Genomic DNA, 19,716 nt, shown 5'->3' on the forward strand with positions numbered 1-19,716 from the left:
AGGTACGTGTCAGTAGAGGGTGACGCCATCCGGCCGGGCGAGATATGTTCGGTTGTGAGGAATGGTTGACGCCATCCCCAGCAATCAGGAATGCCGGTGTCGTGGGCGCCGCAGGTTTTTTCGGCAATCACCCGCGATGATGGGGTGTAGATCTTGCCCATGGGGGAGGAGGAGGTGGAAGCCGCCGAGTCAGAGACTCCGGAAGTGGCCGGAGTCTGGTGCAACAAGGAGATGCTCCGCCGATGGAGCGGGGCGATCCGGGAACGGAGTTCTGCGTGGACATCGTCGTCAAGGGCCGCAAGACCGAGGTGCCCGAGCGGTTCCGCAAGCACGTGGCCGAGAAGCTGAAGCTGGATAAGATCCAGAAGTTCGACGGCAAGGTGATCAGCCTCGACGTGGAGGTGTCCAAGGAGCCCAACCCCCGACAGGCCGACCGCTGCGACCGCGTAGAGATCACACTCCGCACGCGCGGCCCGGTCATCAGGGCGGAGGCCGCGGCCAGCGACCCGTATGCGGCGCTCGACCTGGCAACGGACAAGCTCGAGGCGCGCCTGCGCAAGGAACACAGCAAGCGGTCCACCCGGCGCGGCAGTGGCAGGCTCACGGCCGCGGAAGTCCCCGATGTCGTCCGCACGGCGACTCTGAACGGGGACGGCTCGGTGGTCAACAACGAGGAGCCCGGCGGAGTACCGACCACGAGGATCGGCTCCCTGGAGGTCCAGGGCGAAGGCCCGCTCATCGTTCGCGAGAAGACGCACGTCGCTGCGCCCATGTCGCTCGACCAGGCGCTCTACGAGATGGAGCTGGTCGGGCACGACTTCTACCTCTTCGTCGACTCCGAGACCAAGGAGCCCAGCGTCGTCTACCGGCGCCACGCCTACGACTACGGCGTGATCCACCTCGACACCGACCCGATGGTCACCCAGGCGCAGTCGTCCGAAGCGGGCGGGGCGCTGGGCGGCTGAGGCCGGCGGCGCCACGCCGCTGAGCCCGCGGGAGACAGCCGTGAAGGGTGCCTCTGGGAGCGCGTGCGCCCCCAGAGGCACCCTCGTGCGACCCCCTGCGCACCGCTCTGTCACCGCACCGACGTCAAGGCATGAAATCATGGCCGTGCCGGGTCAACCGGTGTGCCGCTGCCCCGGGTTGGCGTGGCACAGGAAGACGGGCCATGGCCTTCAGGGGGAGGAACGATGGCGGACAGCTTCGGACCGATGCGGGACGACGGCGCCGTTACGGCGGACGACCGCGTCCAGGGCATGGGCCCGGACGAGAGCGCACCGCGCAAGGAGCCGATCAGGGTCCTTGTGGTGGACGACCACGCGCTGTTCCGGCGCGGGCTTGAGATCGTTCTCGCGGCCGAGGAGGACATCCAGGTCGTCGGCGAGGCGGGTGACGGCGCCGAGGCCGTGGACAAGGCGGCCGACCTGCTGCCTGACATCGTCCTGATGGATGTGCGGATGCCCAAGCGCGGCGGGATCGAGGCGTGCACCTCCATCAAGGAGGTGGCCCCCAGCGCCAAGATCATCATGCTGACCATCAGTGATGAGGAAGCGGATCTCTACGACGCGATCAAGGCGGGCGCGACGGGCTATCTGCTCAAGGAGATCTCCACGGACGAGGTGGCGACGGCCATTCGCGCCGTGGCCGACGGGCAGTCGCAGATCAGCCCCTCGATGGCGTCGAAGCTCCTCACCGAATTCAAGTCGATGATCCAGCGCACGGACGAGCGGCGCCTCGTCCCGGCGCCGCGGCTGACCGACCGCGAGCTGGAAGTCCTGAAGCTCGTCGCCACGGGCATGAACAACCGCGACATCGCGAAGGAACTGTTCATCTCCGAGAACACCGTGAAGAACCATGTGCGCAACATCCTGGAGAAGCTGCAGCTGCATTCCAGGATGGAGGCCGTGGTGTACGCGATGCGGGAGAAGATCCTCGAGATCCGGTGACGGTCGCCGGGTGACAGCGGTCGAGTGACGGCCGCCGAGTGACAGAGGCCGGGTGACAGAGGCCAGGTGGCAGCGGTCGGGTGGCAGCGGTCGGGTGACAGCGGTCGGGTGACAGCGGTCAGCCGAGGGCGCTGACCAGGGCGGGCTTGAGGTCCGGCGCGTCGACGCGCTCGATCCGGACGGTGTCGCAGCCCACCCACTCCGCCGCCTCGCGCAGCGCCTGTGCCACGGCCGGGACCGCCTTCGGGCCGTCCAGAGAGACCTGCTTGGCGACCAGGGTGCTCCCGTCGCGCGCGGGGTCGACGCGGCCCACCAGGTGGCCGCCCGCGAGGACCGGCATCGCGAAGTAGCCGTGCACCCGCTTCGGCTTGGGGACGTACGCCTCCAGGCGGTGCGTGACGCCGAAGATCCGCTCCGTGCGGGCCCGCTCCCAGATCAGGGAGTCGAAGGGCGAGAGTAGCGTCGTGCGGTGGCGGCCGCGCGGGACGGTGTCGAGCGCCGCCGGGTCCGCCCAGGCCGGCTTTCCCCAGCCCTCTACGGTGACCGGAACCAGGCCCGCGTCCGCGGCCACGGCGTCGAACTGCTCGTTCTTCAGGCGGTGGTAGTCCGCGATGTCGGAACGGGTGCCGACGCCGAGGGCCTGTCCGGCCAGGCGCACCAGGCGGCGCAGACACTCCCGGTCGTCCAGGTCGTCATGGAGCAGCTCGGCCGGGATGGCCCGCTCTGCGAGGTCGTACACCCGCTTCCAGCTGCGGCGCTGGGTGCAGACCACCTCGCCGTACATGAGGGCGCGCTCCACGGCGACCTTCGTCGCGGACCAGTCCCACCATTCGCCCTTGTTCTTCGCGCCGCCCAATTCCGTTGCTGTGAGCGGGCCTTCGGTGCGCAGCTGCTTGATGACCTGCTCGTAGGTGCCGTCGGGCAGGTCGTGGTGCCAGTGCGGGCGGGTGCGGTAGGCGCGGCGGCGGAACGCGAAGTGCGGCCATTCCTCGACGGGCAGGATGCACGCGGCGTGCGACCAGTATTCGAAGGCGTGCGGCGCGCCTGCGGTGCCCGGTGTCCAGTACGCGTCCTCGACCGTTCTGCGGCCGACAGCGCCCAGGCGTGCGTACGGGATGAGTTCGTGCGAGCGGGCCAGCACCGAGATGGTGTCGAGCTGGACCGCTCCGAGGTGACGGAGCACGCCGCGGACCCCGGCCCTGCGGTCCGGCGCGCCGAGGAAACCCTGGGCCCGCAGCGCGATGCGGCGGGCCTCGTCGGCGGAGAGTTCGGCGGCGGGTCGCGGCGAGGTCGTCATGCCCCGAACGATAGGACGCGGCACTGACAGTCGTGCGCGGACCGCTGAGCGGTGGCCGTCAGACCAGTGCTGGGAGGCCTCAGGCCGGTTCCGGAAGGCTTCAACCGCTGCGGGAGGCCCTCGGGCCGGGCAGGTGGCCTCGCCGCCGCCGGGAAGCCTCAGGACCGACCACAAGAAAGCCTCAGGCGGGTGCCGGGAGGTAGGGCAGCACGGTCGGGAGGTCGAGGTCCGAGGGGAGGAGCGAGGCGACCCAGCAGTCGCGCAGCACGCCCTTGTTGGGCAGGCCCGCGCGCATGACGCCCTCGACGGTGAAGCCGGCCTTCTCGGCGACGGCGCGCGAGCCGGCGTTGCCCACCTCGGCGCGCCACTCCAGGCGCGTACAGGCCAGTTCGGTGAAGGCCCAGTGGGCCAGGGCGAGGACGGTCTCGGTCATGTAGCCGCGGCCGCGGTACTCCTTGGCGGTCCAGAAGCCGACCTCCCAGGCGCCCGCGCGCGGGTGGTGCAGGCTCGCGGCGGCGATCACGGGGCCGTCCTCCTGGAGCCGCACGGCGAAGGTGTACTCCGTGTCGGCGCGCCAGCCGTCCGGGACCATGCGACCCACGAAAAGCTCGGCGTCCACGCGCGCGTAGGGCGACGGGACCGTGGTCCAGCGCTGGATGTCGGGGTCCTGGGCCGCGAGATACACCTCGTCGGTGTCCTCGGCGGTGAACGTGCGCAGTTGCAGGCGGCCGGTGGTGAGTACGACGGGTTCCATCGGCTGATTCTGCTGGGAGGGCGACAATGACGCCAGCAGAATTCGCGGAGTGAGGGCGCTGTTACCTTTCGCAGTCGGGGTGCACAGCTTCGTGCGGCACCTTGAGCGGTCCTCGTCCGTTGTCCTTGTGGCTGTGGTTATGGCAGACCTCCCGGCACGCCGGGGTCCTCGCATACGATGGCCGTTGCTTTATACCGTCACACCCGACCGTGCCAGGCCCGACCGGCAAGGAGACCAACCCCCGTGTCCGTCCTCTCGAAGATCATGCGTGCAGGCGAAGGCAAGATCCTGCGCAAGCTGCACCGCATCGCGGACCAGGTCAACTCCCTCGAAGAGGATTTCGTCAGCCTCTCCGACGCCGAGCTGCGGGCCCTCACCGACGAGTACAAGGAGAGGTACGCCGACGGCGAGAGCCTCGACGACCTGCTTCCCGAGGCGTTCGCGACGGTCCGTGAGGCCGCCAAGCGTGTCCTCGGCCAGCGTCACTACGACGTGCAGCTGATGGGCGGCGCCGCGCTGCACCTCGGCTACGTGGCCGAGATGAAGACCGGTGAGGGCAAGACCCTCGTCGGCACGCTCCCGACGTACTTGAACGCGCTGTCCGGCAAGGGCGTCCACCTGATCACGGTGAACGACTACCTGGCCGAGCGCGACTCCGAGATGATGGGCCGCGTTCACAAGTTCCTCGGCCTGGACGTGGGCTGCATCCTGGCGAACATGACGCCGGCTCAGCGCCGCGAGCAGTACGCCTGCGACATCACGTACGGCACGAACAACGAGTTCGGCTTCGACTACCTCCGCGACAACATGGCGTGGTCCCAGGACGAACTCGTCCAGCGGGGCCACAACTTCGCGGTGGTCGACGAGGTCGACTCGATCCTCGTCGACGAGGCCCGTACGCCGCTGATCATCTCCGGCCCCGCCGACCAGGCCACGAAGTGGTACGGCGACTTCGCGAAGCTGGTCACCCGCCTGAAGAAGGGCGAGGCGGGCAACCCGCTGAAGGGCATCGAGGAGACCGGCGACTACGAGGTCGACGAGAAGAAGCGCACCGTCGCCATCCACGAGCCCGGCGTCGCCAAGGTCGAGGACTGGCTGGGCATCGACAACCTCTACGAGTCGGTGAACACCCCGCTCGTCGGTTACCTGAACAACGCCATCAAGGCGAAGGAACTGTTCAAGAAGGACAAGGACTACGTCGTCATCGACGGCGAAGTCATGATCGTCGACGAGCACACCGGCCGTATCCTCGCGGGCCGCCGCTACAACGAGGGCATGCACCAGGCGATCGAGGCGAAGGAAGGGGTGGACATCAAGGACGAGAACCAGACGCTCGCCACGATCACCCTGCAGAACTTCTTCCGTCTCTACGACAAGCTTTCCGGCATGACCGGTACGGCCATGACCGAGGCGGCCGAGTTCCACCAGATCTACAAGCTGGGCGTCGTCCCGATCCCGACGAACAAGCCGATGGTCCGCAAGGACCAGGCCGACCTGATCTACCGCACCGAGGTCGCGAAGTTCGACGCGGTCGTCGACGACATCGCCGAGAAGCACGAGCACGGCCAGCCGATCCTCGTCGGTACGACCTCCGTCGAGAAGTCCGAGTACCTCTCGCAGCAGCTGTCCAAGCGCGGTGTGCAGCACGAGGTGCTGAACGCGAAGCAGCACGACCGTGAGGCGACGATCGTCGCTCAGGCCGGCCGCAAGGGCGCCGTCACGGTCGCCACGAACATGGCGGGTCGAGGCACCGACATCAAGCTCGGCGGTAACCCGGACGACCTGGCCGAGGCGGAGCTGCGTCAGCGCGGCCTCGACCCGGTCGAGCACGTCGAGGAGTGGGCGGCCGCGCTGCCGGCCGCTCTGGAGCGGGCCGAGCTGGCGGTGAAGGCCGAGTTCGAGGAGGTCAAGGAGCTCGGCGGGCTCTACGTCCTCGGCACGGAGCGGCACGAGTCGCGCCGTATCGACAACCAGCTGCGCGGTCGTTCCGGCCGTCAGGGAGACCCGGGCGAGTCCCGCTTCTACCTGTCGCTCGGTGACGATCTGATGCGCCTGTTCAAGGCTCAGATGGTCGAGCGCGTCATGTCGATGGCGAACGTCCCGGACGATGTGCCGATCGAGAACAAGATGGTCACGCGTGCCATCGCGTCGGCCCAGTCGCAGGTCGAGCAGCAGAACTTCGAGACCCGGAAGAACGTCCTCAAGTACGACGAGGTCCTCAACCGGCAGCGTGAGGTCATCTACGGCGAGCGGCGCCGCGTCCTGGAGGGCGAGGACCTGCACGAGCAGATCCAGCACTTCATGGACGACACGATCGACGAGTACATCGGCGCGGAGACCGCCGAGGGCTTCGCCGAGGAGTGGGACCTGGACCGGCTGTGGGGCGCCTTCAAGCAGCTCTACCCGGTGAAGGTCACCGTCGACGAGCTGGAGGAGGCCGCGGGTGACCGTGCGGGTCTGACGGCCGAGTTCATCGGTGAGTCCGTCAAGGACGACATCCACGCGCAGTACGCGGCGCGTGAGGAGCAGCTCGGCTCCGAGATCATGCGTGAGCTGGAGCGCCGCGTGGTCCTCTCCGTCCTGGACCGCAAGTGGCGTGAGCACCTCTACGAGATGGACTATCTCCAGGAGGGCATCGGCCTGCGCGCCATGGCGCAGAAGGACCCGCTGGTCGAGTACCAGCGCGAGGGCTTCGACATGTTCACCGCCATGATGGAGGGCATCAAGGAGGAGTCCGTCGGCTACCTGTTCAACCTGGAGGTCCAGGTCGAGCAGCAGGTCGAGGAGGTTCCGGTGCAGGACGCGGTGCCGTCCCTCGACAAGCAGGACGCGGTGCCGGCCGGTGTCGGCCGTCCCGAGATCCGGGCCAAGGGTCTCGACGCCCCGCAGCGTCCGGACCGCCTGCACTTCCAGGCGCCGAACGCCGAGGGTGGCGTGGACGAGATGGACTACGTCACGGAGGACGGCCCTGCGCGCTCCGAGGCCGACGGCCTCACGCGCGCGGAGCGTCGTAAGCAGCAGAAGGGCGGGCGTCGCCGCAAGAAGTAGTGCGCGGCGCGCTGTGACCGAGCGCGGGTGAAGGGGCCGGACATCATCGGGTGTCCGGCCCCTTCCGTCATGCCGGGCGTCACCGGTCCTGTCGGGCGTCACCGGTCCTGTAGGGCGTCACCGGTCCTGTAGGGCGTCACGGGTCCTGTTGTCGGCGTCACCGGTCCTGTCGGGTGGGCGTGGGGCCGTCGCCCATTTCGACGGCCGTGCAGAGCCAGCGGTGGTCGTCGCGCTGGTGCAGGCGGAAGGCGAGGGCGTGCAGCCGAGGGCCCGCGCTGATCCGGGCGAAGACTTCGTAGACGCCGGGTTGGGGCTGGTAGTGGCCGATGCCGCGGACGACGGGCTGCCGTCCCCGGTCGCTGAGGGGGCGGTTCTCGGCGAGCCGGATCAGGGCGTCGTAGAGGGATCCGGCGAAGTGGCGGGACGCCCAGTGGACGGGGCGCTGGCCGCTGAGCATCAGCAGGAGGCGCTCGGTGAACAGCTCGGCGGGGTGCGGCGGCAGCTGGGGCGGGATGCGCACGGGCCGGGCGCCGGGGCGCCTCGCGTCGTGCCTGCCGGGCGGGCGGCCGCCGGGCGGACGGGTCGTCCTGGGGCGGCGCCGCGGCTGGTCCATCACCTTGCGCAACGGCGGCTCATGGGCGGTGTGCTCGTGCATGTCTGGTTCCCCGTTCGGCTTCCGACCGGTGGATACCAGTCGGTAACTTCGCTTGAGGATCTTGTACGTGGGCCGCGGTGCCGGCCACAAGGCCGACGGGCCCCGGCGAGGGCGGCCGGAAAGATCACCTATTTGGGTGGCGGGACCGCGGACGAGGCGTGTGCGGACAGGGCTCGGCAGGGTGACGGAGCGGCCCGGCGTGGACGTGCGGACGGGGGGTGACCGCCACCCCGAAGGGGGACTCCCGCACGTATCCTGAAGGCCCTCTCGCCGACGAAAGTGGCCAGCCATGCGCGTGTACGTCCCCCTGTCCCTGCCCCGTCTCGCCGAGGCGCACAAGGCGGGCGAACTGGGACCCGGACCGCTCACCGCGTACGCCGTGACGCCCGCGCTGCGCGAGTGGTACGTCTCCGACGACATAGAGGAGCTGGAGTACGCGGCCCTCAACCGCGCGGCGGCGGCGTCCCTGCGGCTGATCGCCGGGGAGCCTGACGTGCCCCGCAAGCGGGTCGTGGTCGCGCTCGACGTGCCGGACGGCACCGCCGTGGCCGACCCGGACCGCGGCCTCGACCCGGGAGCGCTCGGCGAGGTGCGGATCGCGACGGCGGTCCCGCTGGCCAAGGCGGCGGCGGTGCACGTCGACTCGGCCGACGCCGAGAAGGACGTGACGGCTGCGGCCGCGGCGCTCGGGGCTGCGGACCAGGGCGACGACGACGCGCAGTTCGTCGTCGACGGCGCCGAGGACCACGAGCTCCTCTGGTTCGCGACGCAGGAGATCCCGAACCTGCTGGGCCAGAGCGGCTGACCTGCACGAACGTACGATTGTCGGTCCCTGCGGGTACGTTCTTGGCATGGGGAAGCACGCAGCCGGAGCACACATCGTCTGGGACTGGAACGGGACGTTGTTCCACGACAACGACGCCGTCGTCAGCGCGACGAACGCCGCCTTCGAGGAGATCGGACTCGAGCCGATCACCCTGGAGCGGTACAGAGAGCTGTACTGCGTGCCGATTCCCCGCTTCTATCAGCGGCTGATGGGGCGGCTGCCCACCGAGGCCGAGTGGGAGCGCATGGACGCCGCCTTCCAACGGCACTACACGCTCCACCGCACGGCCTGCAGGCTCTCCGACGGCGCGGAGGTGCTGCTGGCCGGCTGGGGCTCCGCGGGCCGCAGCCAGTCGATCCTCAGCATGTACGGGCATGACGAACTCGTCCCGCTGGTACGGGAGTTCGGGATCGAATCGCACTTCCTGAGGGTCGACGGGCGCACCGGCCCCTCCGGTGGCAGCAAGGCCGAGCACATGGTCCGCCACCTCGGCGCGCTGGCCGGTTCAGGTGTGGCGCCGGGGCGCACGGTGGTCATCGGGGACGCGGCCGACGACGCGGTGGCGGCCCTGCACGCGGGCGCCCAGGCCGTGCTCTACACCGGCGGATCGCACAGCAGAGCCAGCCTCGAAGGCGTGGGGGCGCCCATCGTGGACAGCCTCGCCGAGGCGGTGGGGCTGGCGGAACGCCTGGCGGAGTGAGCCGATTCCGGGACATGGTCCTCAGCGCGGAGCAGCCTGGTGCGCACCGCGCGCTGCGCGCCGAGATGCCTGACCTGCGGGCCGCCCTGGAGTACGCGTACGCCACCGAGGGCAGGGCGTGCGGGCCGCACGCCCGGCAGTGCGCAGTACGCGCGGTGGTACGGCGTGTGCGCGCGGTTCTCGGGCCGGCAGATACTCGCCGCGGTGCGCAGCGGGGCGAAGACGCCTGCGGAGCGCCGGGCAGCAATCCGGTCAACTCCCTGGGCTGTCGTGGCATCGGGGCTCCGCCGTGTCGCCCAGGAGCGCCATACGTGGTGGCTGCCCTCGTCGGTGGGGCAGCCGCCCACCAATCCGTGCCGTCGCGGCCGCTCAGGCCCTCAGGTCACCGGCGCCTTGGCGCGCAGCACCGTGAGGAACTCCCGCATCCACCCCGAGTGGTCCGGCCAGGCACGGGACGACACCAGCGTCCCGTCGACCACCACTTCCGCGTCACGGAAGACAGCTCCCGCCGCCTGCATGTCGGGCTCCAGCGTCGGATAGGCCGTGACGCGGCGCCCGCGCAGCCCGTCGACCGCCGCCGTGAGCAGCGGACCGTGACAGATCTGGGCCACGGGCTTGTCGGCGTCGAAAAAAGACTTCAGGATCTTGCGCAGTTCAGGGTCGTTGCGCAGATACTCGGGGGCGCGGCCGCCCGGGATCACGACGGCGACGTACTGTTCCGGCTCGACCTCGGCGAACGCGAGATCGGCGGGCCAGGTGTAGCCGGGCTTCTCCGTGTACGTGTCGAACCCCGGCTCGAAGTCGTGGACGACGAACCGCAGCTTCTTGCGCTCCGGGGCGGCGATGTGGACCTCGTAGCCCTCCTCGCGCAGGCGCTGGTAGGGGTACAGGACTTCCAGCGACTCGGCGGCGTCGCCGGTCACCAGGAGGATCTTGGGTGCCATGGCTGTGCGCTCCCCTCGGAGCCTTCGGGCCGGGGTGTCTCCCCCAACGTGGACCCGGCCGGACGGTTAGGCAACCCCCCGAGGCATCCATCCGTGTCGCTGTCCCTGTGCAGAGTGTCAAAGTTCGACTGCTGTATTTGTACACATACGGCTCATGACGACTCCCGGGGGAGGGGAGATAGCCTTGTCCCGTGATCAGCGCGATATCTCGCGGGGGCATCGTCGCCCCCTGCCCGCGCCGGGAGCACACGGAGATCTACATCCGTGCCCGGTGCTCCGCTGACCATTCCCTCCGGGACGGAACATGGATGCCGTCCGGACTCCGGGCAGGAAATACGCCAAAAATGGCGGATAACAGCCCGCTCATCTCTCATCCCGGCATACCGTCGACATCGACCGGAGACCCCGCGTCGTGGCGTTGTGCCGCATCACTTTCTTCGACGTCACGCAACGGCGCGCGACAGGAGCCAGAGGACAATGCAGACCAAGCTGGACGAAGCCAAGGCCGAGCTGCTCACACGGGCCGCCCGGGTAGCTGAGAACAGCCCGGCTGGGGGCCATCTCCCGGCCGGGACGAATGGTGAGGGGGCTCCGGACCAGGAGTCCGTGCTCGCGTTCCTCCAGCGCTACTACCTGCACACCGCTCCCGAGGACCTGGCCGACCGTGACCCGGTCGACGTCTTCGGAGCAGCCGTCTCCCACTACCGGCTCGCGGAGGTCCGCCCGCAGGGCACCGCGAACGTCAGAGTCCACACGCCGACCGTCGAGGAGAACGGCTGGACCTGCAGCCACTCCGTCGTCGAGGTCGTCACCGACGACATGCCGTTCCTGGTCGACTCGGTCACCAACGAGCTGTCCCGCCAGGGCCGCGGCATCCACGTCGTGATCCACCCGCAGGTCACCGTGCGCCGCGACCTGACCGGCAAGCTCCTGGAGGTCCTGCCCGCGGGCAGCGCCGCCGACGGCCACGACACGCTCACCGAGTCGTGGATCCACGTGGAGACCGACCGGGAGACCGACCGCGCCGACCTGAAGCAGATCACCGCCGACCTGCTGCGTGTCCTGTCCGACGTCCGTGAGGCCGTCGAGGACTGGGAGAAGATGCGGGACTCGGCGCTGCGTATCGCCGACGACCTGCCCAGCGAGCCCACCGCCGACGACCTGCGCACCCAGGACGTCGAGGAGGCCCGTGAGCTGCTGCGGTGGCTGTCCGCCGACCACTTCACGTTCCTCGGCTACCGCGAGTACGAGCTGCGCGAGGACGACTCGCTGTCCGCCGTGCCCGGCACCGGACTCGGCATCCTGCGCTCCGACCCGCTGCACGGCGGCGACGACCACCACCCGGTGAGCCCGTCCTTCAGCCGGCTGCCCGCCGACGCGCGCGCCAAGGCCCGCGAGCACAAGATCCTCGTGCTGACCAAGGCCAACAGCCGCGCCACCGTGCACCGCCCCTCGTACCTCGACTACGTCGGCGTGAAGAAGTTCGACGCCGAGGGCAACGTCATCGGCGAGCGCCGTTTCCTCGGCCTCTTCTCGAGCGCCGCGTACACGGAGAGCGTCCGGCGTGTCCCGGTCGTGCGCCGCAAGGTCGAGGAAGTGCTGCGGGGCGCCGGGTTCTCGCCCAACAGCCACGACGGCCGCGACCTGCTCCAGATCCTGGAGACGTACCCGCGCGACGAGCTGTTCCAGACCCCGGCCGACGAGCTGCGCGCCATCGTCACCAGCGTCCTCTACCTCCAGGAGCGCCGCCGGCTGCGGCTCTACCTGCGCCAGGACGAGTACGGCCGCTACTACTCGGCCCTCGTCTACCTGCCGCGCGACCGCTACACCACCGGTGTCCGGCTGCGGATCATCGACATCCTCAAGGAAGAGCTCAACGGCACCAGCGTCGACTTCACGGCCTGGAACACCGAGTCGATCCTGTCCCGGCTGCACTTCGTCATCCGCGTCGAGCCGGGCACCGAGCTGCCCGTGCTGACCGAGGCCGACACCGAGCGCATCGAGGCGCGGCTCGTCGACGCCGCCCGCTCGTGGGCCGACGGCTTCGGCGAGGCGCTGAACGCGGAGTGCGGCGAGGAGCGCGCGGCCGAGCTGGGCCGCCGCTACTCCGGCGCCTTCCCCGAGGGCTACAAGGCCGACCACTCGCCGCGCGCGGCGGTCGCCGACCTGGTCCACCTGGAGGCGCTCAACCGCGGCGAGAAGGACTTCGCGCTCTCGCTGTACGAGCCCGTGGGCGCGGCCCCCGGCGAGCGCCGCTTCAAGATCTACCGCACCGGCGCCCCGGTCTCCCTGTCGTCCGTCCTGCCGGTCCTCAACCGGCTCGGCGTCGAGGTCATCGACGAGCGTCCCTACGAGCTGCGCTGCTCGGACCGGACCACGGCGTGGATCTACGACTTCGGTCTGCGTCTGCCGAAGTCGCCCAACGGCAACGGCGACTACCTCGGTGACGACGGCCGCGAGCGCTTCCAGGAGGCCTTCACGGCGACCTGGACCGGTGCCGCCGAGAACGACGGCTTCAACTCCCTCGTCCTGAGCGCCGGTCTGAGCTGGCGGCAGGCGATGGTGCTGCGCGCGTACGCCAAGTACCTGCGCCAGGCCGGTGCGACGTTCAGCCAGGACTACATGGAGGACACCCTCCGTAACAACGTCCACACCACCCGCCTCCTGGTGAGCCTCTTCGAGGCGCGGATGTCGCCGGAGCGCCAGCGGGCCGGGACCGAGCTGATCGACGGGCTCCTGGAGGAGCTCGACGGCGCGCTCGACCAGGTCGCGAGCCTGGACGAGGACCGGATCCTGCGGTCCTTCCTGACCGTCATCAAGGCGACGCTGCGGACGAACTTCTTCCAGAAGTCCGACGGCGGCAAGCCGCACGCGTACGTCTCCATGAAGTTCGACCCGCAGGCCATCCCCGACCTGCCCGCGCCGCGCCCCGCCTACGAGATCTGGGTGTACTCGCCGCGTGTCGAGGGCGTGCACCTGCGCTTCGGCAAGGTCGCGCGCGGTGGTCTGCGCTGGTCCGACCGGCGTGAGGACTTCCGTACCGAGGTCCTCGGCCTGGTCAAGGCGCAGATGGTGAAGAACACCGTCATCGTGCCGGTCGGCGCCAAGGGCGGCTTCGTCGCGAAGAACCTGCCGGACCCGGGCGTCGACCGTGACGCGTGGCTGGCCGAGGGTGTCGCGTCGTACAAGACCTTCATCTCGGCGCTGCTCGACATCACCGACAACCTGGTGGCCGGCGAGGTCGTGCCCCCGGCGGACGTCGTGCGGCACGACGAGGACGACACGTACCTCGTGGTCGCGGCCGACAAGGGCACGGCGACGTTCTCCGACATCGCCAACGCGGTCGCCGAGTCGTACAACTTCTGGCTCGGTGACGCCTTCGCGTCCGGCGGCTCGGCGGGCTACGACCACAAGGGCATGGGCATCACCGCCCGCGGTGCCTGGGAGTCCGTGAAGCGGCACTTCCGGGAGCTGGGCACCGACACGCAGACCGAGGACTTCACGGTCGTCGGCGTCGGCGACATGTCCGGTGACGTGTTCGGCAACGGCATGCTGCTGTCCGAGCACATCCGCCTGGTCGCCGCGTTCGACCACCGGCACATCTTCATCGACCCGCGGCCCGACGCAGCGACCTCGTACGCCGAGCGCCGCCGGCTGTTCGACCTGCCGCGCTCCTCGTGGGCCGACTACAACAAGGAGCTGATCTCCGCGGGCGGCGGGATCTTCCCGCGCTCCGCCAAGGCGATCCAGCTCAACGCGCACATCCGCGAGGCTCTCGGCATCGAGTCGGGCGCCGCGAAGATGACGCCGGCCGACCTGATGAAGGCGATCCTGCACGCGCCGGTCGACCTGCTGTGGAACGGCGGCATCGGCACGTACGTGAAGTCGTCCGCCGAGTCGAACGCGGACGTCGGCGACAAGGCCAACGACGCGATCCGCGTGAACGGCCAGGACGTGCGGGCCAAGGTCATCGGCGAGGGCGGCAACCTCGGCGCGACCCAGCTGGGCCGCATCGAGTTCGCGCGCAACGGCGGCAAGGTCAACACCGACGCCATCGACAACAGCGCGGGCGTGGACACCTCCGACCACGAGGTGAACATCAAGATCCTGCTCAACGCGCTCGTCACCGACGGCGACATGACCGTCAAGCAGCGCAACAAGCTGCTCGCCGAGATGACCGACGAGGTCGGCGCGCTGGTGCTGCGCAACAACTACGCGCAGAACACGGCCCTGGCCAACGCGAGCGCCCAGGCGTCCGACCTGCTCCACGCCCACCAGCGCTTCATGCGCCGGCTGGTGCGCGACGGGAACCTCGACCGGGCCCTGGAGTTCCTGCCCGCCGACCGGCAGATCAAGGAACTGCTGAACTCCGGTCGCGGTCTCAGCCAGCCCGAGCTGGCCGTCCTCCTCGCGTACACGAAGATCACGGCCGCGCACGAGCTGATCCAGACGTCGCTGCCGGACGACCCGTACCTGCGCACGCTCCTGCACGCCTACTTCCCGCAGGCGCTGCGCGAGCGGTTCTCCGAAGCGGTCGACGGGCACGCGCTGCGCCGCGAGATCATCACCACGGTGCTGGTCAACGACACGGTGAACACCGGCGGTTCGACGCTCCTGCACCGGCTGCGTGAGGAGACCGGGGCGTCGCTGGAGGAGATCGTGCGGGCACAGCTCGCCGCGCGGGAGATCTTCGGCCTCGGCGAGGTCTGGGACGCGGTCGAGTCGCTCGACAATGTCGTCGCCGCGGACGTCCAGACCCGTATCAGGCTGCACTCGCGCCGCCTGGTCGAGCGCGGTACGCGCTGGCTGCTCAACAACCGGCCGCAGCCGCTCCAGCTCGCCGAGACGATCGACTTCTTCCGCGAGGGCGTCGCCGAGGTGTGGTCGGCCATGCCGAAGATGCTGCGCGGCGCGGACGCCGAGTGGTACCAGTCGATCCTGGACGAGCTGACCGCCACGGGCGTGCCGGAGGAGCTGGCCCAGCGGGTCGCCGGGTTCTCCTCGGCCTTCCCGACGCTCGACATCGTGGCGATCGCCGACCGCACCGGCAAGGACCCCCTGGCCGTCGCCGAGGTGTACTACGACCTCGCGGACCGGCTGTCCATCACCCAGCTGATGGACCGGATCATCGAGCTGCCGCGGGCCGACCGCTGGCAGTCGATGGCCCGCGCCTCGATCCGCGAGGATCTGTACGCGGCGCACGCGGCCCTGACGGCCGATGTGCTGGCCGCCGGGAACGGCGTGTCGACTCCGGAGCAGCGCTTCGAGGCCTGGCAGGAGAAGAACGCGCCGATCCTGGGCCGCGCGCGGACGACCCTGGAGGAGATCCAGAGCTCGGACGCCTTCGACCTGGCGAACCTGTCGGTCGCGATGCGCACGATGAGGACGCTGCTGCGCACGCACTCGTAGGGTCCGCGTCATCGAACGGGGGCGCCCCGCACCGGAGTTCCGGTGCGGGGCGCCCCCGTTCCACCGCCCGGACTCTTTCCGTTCTCTTCCCTTTCTCCGGTCGGCCTCTTGACCGGGTCTGGCCTGATGGACCGCGCGCCCAATCGGTTGGTCCTTCAGGCGCGTCGGCCCCATGAGGTTCGCCATAGGCCTTCAATTCGGGCATTACGTCTAAAGTGGACCCGATTGTCAGATCAGCGGCACGGAGCGGAGAGGTCGGGAAGGGTCCATGACGGAAGCGATTCTGCTGGTCGGCGGGCTGGGCACCCGGCTGAGGCCGCTCACGGTCAACACCCCCAAACCCATGGTGCCCGCGGCCGGAGTCCCCTTCCTGGCCCATCAGATCGCGCGGCTCGCCGCCGCGGACGTGCGCCACATCGTCCTCGCCACCTGCTACCTCGCCGACGTCTTCGAGCCGTACTTCGGCGACGGATCGGCGTTCGGGGTCCACCTCGAGTACGCCGTCGAGTACGAGCCGCTGGGGACCGCGGGCGCGATCCGGCACGCGGCCGGCCGCCTGATCTCCGCTCCCGAGGAACCCGTCCTCGTCTGCAACGGCGACATCCTGACCGGCCTCGACATCCGCGCCCTCATCGACCTGCACCGTGAGCGCGAAGCCGACGTCACCCTCCACCTCGCCCGCGTCGACGACCCCCGGCCCTTCGGACTCGTACCGACCGACGCCGACGGCAGCGTGCTGGCCTTCACCGAGAAGCCGCAGACGCCCGAGGAGATCGTCACGGACCAGATCAACGCGGGCTCCTACGTGTTCCGCAGGTCCGTCATCGACACCATCCCCGCCTGGCAGACCGTCTCCGTCGAGCGTGAGACGTTCCCCGGACTGCTCGCCGCGGGCGCCTATGTGCAGGGCCTGGTCGAGGACTCCTACTGGCTCGACCTCGGCCGGCCCGAAGCCTTCGTGCAAGCCTCCGCCGACCTCGTGCGCGGGGTCATCCACTCACCCGCCGTGCCCGGTGTGCGCGGCGACTCCCTCGTCCTGCCCGGCGCCAAGGTCGCCGCCGACGCCTGGCTCGCCGACGGGACCGTCGTCGGGGAGGGCGCCAGGGTAGGTTCAGGGGCCGTCGTCCACGGTTCCGTGCTGCACGAGGGCGCGAGCGTGGGCGCCGGTGCCTACGTCAGGAAGAGCCTGGTCGGCGCCGGTGCGCGGATCGGGCGGCGCTCCGTCCTGCACGGCAGCGTCATCGGTGACGGCGCCAGCGTCGGCGCCCACAACGAACTGCGGAACGGAACCCGGGTGTGGTGCGGCGCCGTACTGCCCGACCGGGCCGTCCGCTTCTCCTCACTCGCCGGAGAAGGGCTGACCGAACAGTGAACGCGAACTCCCCCGACCTCGGGGCCACCCCGGCCGCCGCCAGGCCACTGCCCGACCACTGGGCCCGCACCGCCCTCACCGTCGTCATGCCGACGTACAACGAGGCGGGCAACCTGCCCGGCATGGCCGACGCCCTCATGGCGCTCCCGCTGCCGGGCCTGCGCCTCCTCGTCGTCGACGACTCCAGCCCCGACGGCACCGGCGACATCGCCGAGCAGTACGCCGAGCAGCACGGGCACGACCGGATGAGCGTCCTGCACCGCGCCGGGAAGGAGGGCCTCGGCCGGGCCTACGCGGCCGGCATGACGCGGGCCGTCGCCGACGGGGCGCGCTACGTCCTCCAGATGGACGCCGACGGCAGCCACCCCGCCGACAAGGTCCCCGCCCTCCTCGGTACCGCCCTCGCCACCGGCGCCGGCGTCACCATCGGCAGCCGCTACGTGCAGGGCGGCACGCTCTCCGAGGCGTGGGGCGTGCACCGCAGACTCCTGTCCCGCTGGGCCAACGCCTACGCGGGCACCATCCTCGGCACCCGCGTCCGCGACATCACCGGCGGCTTCAACCTGTGGCGCGAGGACGCGCTGCGCGCCATCGACCTGGCGTCCGTGGACAGCGCGGGCTACAGCTTCCAGGTCGAGATGAAGTACCGGGCGGTGCGCCGCGGCTTCGGCGTCATGGAGGTCCCCATTCACTTCGAGGACCGCACGGTCGGCGAGTCCAAGATGAACCTGATGGTGCAGCTCGAATCGGTCACCATGCCGTGGAAGCTGCGGGCGAGGGCGCGCCGATGACGGTCCAGACCGCGGCGCGTGAGGCGCCGCCCGTCATCGTTCCCGTCCGGGCGCGCGTGCGCCGCCTGTCCATGGAGGTCGCCAAATTCGGCGTCGTCGGCGGCAGCGGCGTCGCCGTCAACTTCCTCGTCTTCAATCTCATGCTGCACGGCATCGGCCGGGCCCCCATGACCGCGACGGTCCTGGCCAGCTGCGTGGCCATGGCCACCAACTACCTGGGTTTCCGCTTCTTCGCCTACCGGGACCGCGCCTCGCGCACCCGCCGCCAGATCGCGCTGTTCTTCGGCTTCAGCGCGCTCGGCGTCCTCATGGAGAGCGTCCTGTTCTACGCCGGATACCACGGCGCCTCGATGGCCGGACCGATCGCCTCGAACATCGCCAAGGCGCTGTCCATCGTCCTGGCCTCTGCGTTCCGCTTCCTCGTCTACCGGACGTGGGTCTTCCAGCACGATGCGCGCCGCGAGTAGCGCGGCCCTCAGGGCCGCCGCGCCGCTGGTCCTCCTGCTGCTCCTCGCCCTGCTCGTGGCCCTCGCGATCCGGCTGCCCTGGGCGGGCGACCTGGGCATCCACGCGGCCACCGTCGAGCGCCTGCGCCACGATCTCCTCGACCCGGGCAACCCGCTGGTCGACGAGAAGACACCGAGCCCGTACTACTCGCCGTGGACGGTGTTCCTCGGCGTCCTCGCCGACGTCACCGGCCTCGGCACCTTCACCGTCCTGCGCATCGCCGCGCTGATCTCGCTGGCGCTGCTCGTGACCGGCGTGTGGCGGTTCACCGGCACCTTCACCGAAGCGTCCGCGAGCCGCTCCCGGCGCACGGCGACCGCCGCGCTCGTCCTCCTGTGCCTGCTCCTGCTGTGGGGCACGAGCCCGTTCAACTGGAGCGGCTTCCTCGGCCTCAACTCCCTTGCCCTGACCGTCTCCTACCCCAGCACCTTCGCTCTCGGGGCGTCCTTCCACTTCTGGGCGCTGCTGCGCGGGGCCCTCGCGCGCGGCTGTGGCGCGCCCGGCTTCCTCGGCCTCGGGCTGCTGTGGTCCGTGATCCTGCTGAGCCATCAGTTCTCGGGTGTCGTCGCGTCGTTCGGCGCCCTGGCGATGGTGGCCGGGGCGCGTCCCTGGCCGGCGCCCGCGGTGTGGGCACGGCTCGTGGCCGGGTTCGGCCTCGGCGTGGTGGTGCTCGCCGCCTGGCCGTACTACTCGTTCTTCTCGCTCTTCCACGCGCAGAACCTGGAGGAGATCCACCGCGCCCTGTACGGCGATCTGCTCGGCCGGTACTGGCTCCTGCTGCCCGGCGTGTTCGCCCTCGCCCTGCGCCTGCGCAGGGACCGCCGCGATCCCCTCGTGGTCTTCTTCGTCCTCGGGGTGGTCATGTTCGCGGCGGGCGGCGTGAGCGGGCACTACTCGTGGGGCCGGATCCTGCCGGCCGCCGTGATCCCGGCGCAGGTCGCGGCGGGCCTGGAGGTGTTCGGGCAGGGGCGCAGGGCGGTGCGTACGGCGTTCGCGGCGGTGCTCGGCGCGGCGCTCCTCGCGGGCGCGTGGACCCAGTCGGGCGTGCTCGGCTACGTCGTGCCGCGCGGCGCCCTGCCGCAGCCCGTCGCCGACCGCTACAAGCCGCCGTGGCGCGGCTACCACTGGGTGACGCCCTGGGTGACGTACGGGGACGTGGTGCTCGCCGGGAACTTCCCCGCGCGCCAGATCCCCGCGTACGGGCCCTACACCGTAGCCCCCGGCTACCCGGACTTCTTCCTGCCCGACGAGGCGGCCCGCGCCGGCGCCGTCGCCGCCTACTTCGCCCCCGGCACCGGGCGGGCCGAACGCCTCGACGTACTGCGCCGCTACGAGGTGCGCTGGGTCGTGACCTACCGGGGCGACGCCGGCCTCGCCGCCACCGACCCGGCGCTGCACAAGGTCACGACGGGCCCGGGAGGCCAGACCCTGTACGAGGTCGTCGGCGACCCGGGCTAGGTCCTCCCG

Annotated in this window: 14 protein-coding genes; 10 read left to right on the forward strand and 4 right to left on the reverse strand. The window is 70.1% G+C overall.

The window, feature by feature from the left end; genetic code table 11:
* Positions 1-275: 275 nt before the first annotated feature.
* Together hpf and ACIPWY_RS10015 are read left to right on the forward strand one after the other, a co-directional pair.
* Positions 276-965: a ribosome hibernation-promoting factor, HPF/YfiA family gene (hpf, locus tag ACIPWY_RS10010; RefSeq protein ID WP_393704699.1), complete on the forward strand. Its 690-nt coding sequence runs from the start codon at positions 276-278 to the stop codon at positions 963-965.
* Positions 966-1,190: 225 nt separating this feature from the next.
* Positions 1,191-1,946 carry a response regulator transcription factor gene (locus ACIPWY_RS10015; RefSeq protein WP_362906405.1) on the forward strand — a complete coding sequence of 252 codons (756 nt, stop codon included), beginning with the start codon at positions 1,191-1,193 and terminating at the stop codon, positions 1,944-1,946.
* 118 nt (positions 1,947-2,064) lie between these two features.
* On the opposite strand, the gene ACIPWY_RS10020 is transcribed toward ACIPWY_RS10015, so the two are convergent.
* Positions 2,065-3,243, reverse strand: a complete 1,179-nt coding sequence (locus ACIPWY_RS10020; RefSeq protein WP_389549558.1) for a winged helix-turn-helix domain-containing protein — start codon at positions 3,241-3,243, stop codon at positions 2,065-2,067.
* Between the two features lie 181 nt (positions 3,244-3,424).
* The gene (locus ACIPWY_RS10025; RefSeq protein ID WP_362906401.1) at positions 3,425-3,997 is read right to left on the reverse strand and encodes a GNAT family N-acetyltransferase; all 573 of its coding nucleotides are present in this window, start codon (positions 3,995-3,997) and stop codon (positions 3,425-3,427) included.
* Between the two features lie 243 nt (positions 3,998-4,240).
* Between ACIPWY_RS10025 and secA the strand changes: the two genes are divergently transcribed.
* Positions 4,241-7,045 (forward strand): preprotein translocase subunit SecA, encoded by a 2,805-nt coding sequence (gene secA, locus ACIPWY_RS10030; RefSeq protein ID WP_362906399.1) that lies wholly within the window; start codon positions 4,241-4,243, stop codon positions 7,043-7,045.
* Between the two features lie 157 nt (positions 7,046-7,202).
* Here secA and ACIPWY_RS10035 read toward each other — a convergent pair whose 3' ends face one another.
* The gene (locus ACIPWY_RS10035) at positions 7,203-7,700 is read right to left on the reverse strand and encodes an Rv3235 family protein (protein WP_362906397.1); all 498 of its coding nucleotides are present in this window, start codon (positions 7,698-7,700) and stop codon (positions 7,203-7,205) included.
* A gap of 289 nt (positions 7,701-7,989) precedes the next feature.
* Between ACIPWY_RS10035 and ACIPWY_RS10040 the strand changes: the two genes are divergently transcribed.
* Positions 7,990-8,505, forward strand: a complete 516-nt coding sequence (locus ACIPWY_RS10040; protein ID WP_362906395.1) for a DUF6912 family protein — start codon at positions 7,990-7,992, stop codon at positions 8,503-8,505.
* A gap of 46 nt (positions 8,506-8,551) precedes the next feature.
* Positions 8,552-9,226 (forward strand): HAD hydrolase-like protein, encoded by a 675-nt coding sequence (locus tag ACIPWY_RS10045; RefSeq protein WP_362906392.1) that lies wholly within the window; start codon positions 8,552-8,554, stop codon positions 9,224-9,226.
* 377 nt (positions 9,227-9,603) lie between these two features.
* Here ACIPWY_RS10045 and ACIPWY_RS10050 read toward each other — a convergent pair whose 3' ends face one another.
* Positions 9,604-10,170, reverse strand: coding sequence for a DJ-1/PfpI family protein (locus ACIPWY_RS10050; RefSeq protein ID WP_393704671.1), 567 nt, complete (start codon positions 10,168-10,170; stop codon positions 9,604-9,606).
* Between the two features lie 477 nt (positions 10,171-10,647).
* Here ACIPWY_RS10050 and ACIPWY_RS10055 point away from each other — a divergent pair, with 477 nt between their 5' ends.
* The 5 genes from ACIPWY_RS10055 (at position 10,648) to ACIPWY_RS10075 (ending at position 19,707) form a co-directional block, all read left to right on the forward strand.
* Positions 10,648-15,579, forward strand: coding sequence for an NAD-glutamate dehydrogenase (locus tag ACIPWY_RS10055; protein ID WP_362906388.1), 4,932 nt, complete (start codon positions 10,648-10,650; stop codon positions 15,577-15,579).
* 268 nt (positions 15,580-15,847) lie between these two features.
* Positions 15,848-16,951, forward strand: a complete 1,104-nt coding sequence (locus tag ACIPWY_RS10060; protein ID WP_401532692.1) for a sugar phosphate nucleotidyltransferase — start codon at positions 15,848-15,850, stop codon at positions 16,949-16,951.
* Positions 16,952-17,037: 86 nt separating this feature from the next.
* A complete protein-coding gene (locus tag ACIPWY_RS10065; RefSeq protein WP_362906442.1) occupies positions 17,038-17,742 on the forward strand; it encodes a polyprenol monophosphomannose synthase in 705 nt (234 codons plus the stop codon).
* Positions 17,739-18,209: a GtrA family protein gene (locus tag ACIPWY_RS10070; protein ID WP_401532694.1), complete on the forward strand. Its 471-nt coding sequence runs from the start codon at positions 17,739-17,741 to the stop codon at positions 18,207-18,209. Before ACIPWY_RS10065 ends, ACIPWY_RS10070 begins: the two co-directional genes overlap by 4 nt.
* Positions 18,193-19,707 (forward strand): hypothetical protein, encoded by a 1,515-nt coding sequence (locus ACIPWY_RS10075; RefSeq protein ID WP_362906383.1) that lies wholly within the window; start codon positions 18,193-18,195, stop codon positions 19,705-19,707. The genes ACIPWY_RS10070 and ACIPWY_RS10075 overlap by 17 nt, the downstream gene beginning before the upstream one ends.
* Positions 19,708-19,716 lie beyond the last annotated feature (9 nt).

Origin of the sequence: Streptomyces sp. NPDC090032, assembly GCF_044748025.1 — a bacterium.
GTDB lineage: Bacteria > Actinomycetota > Actinomycetes > Streptomycetales > Streptomycetaceae > Streptomyces.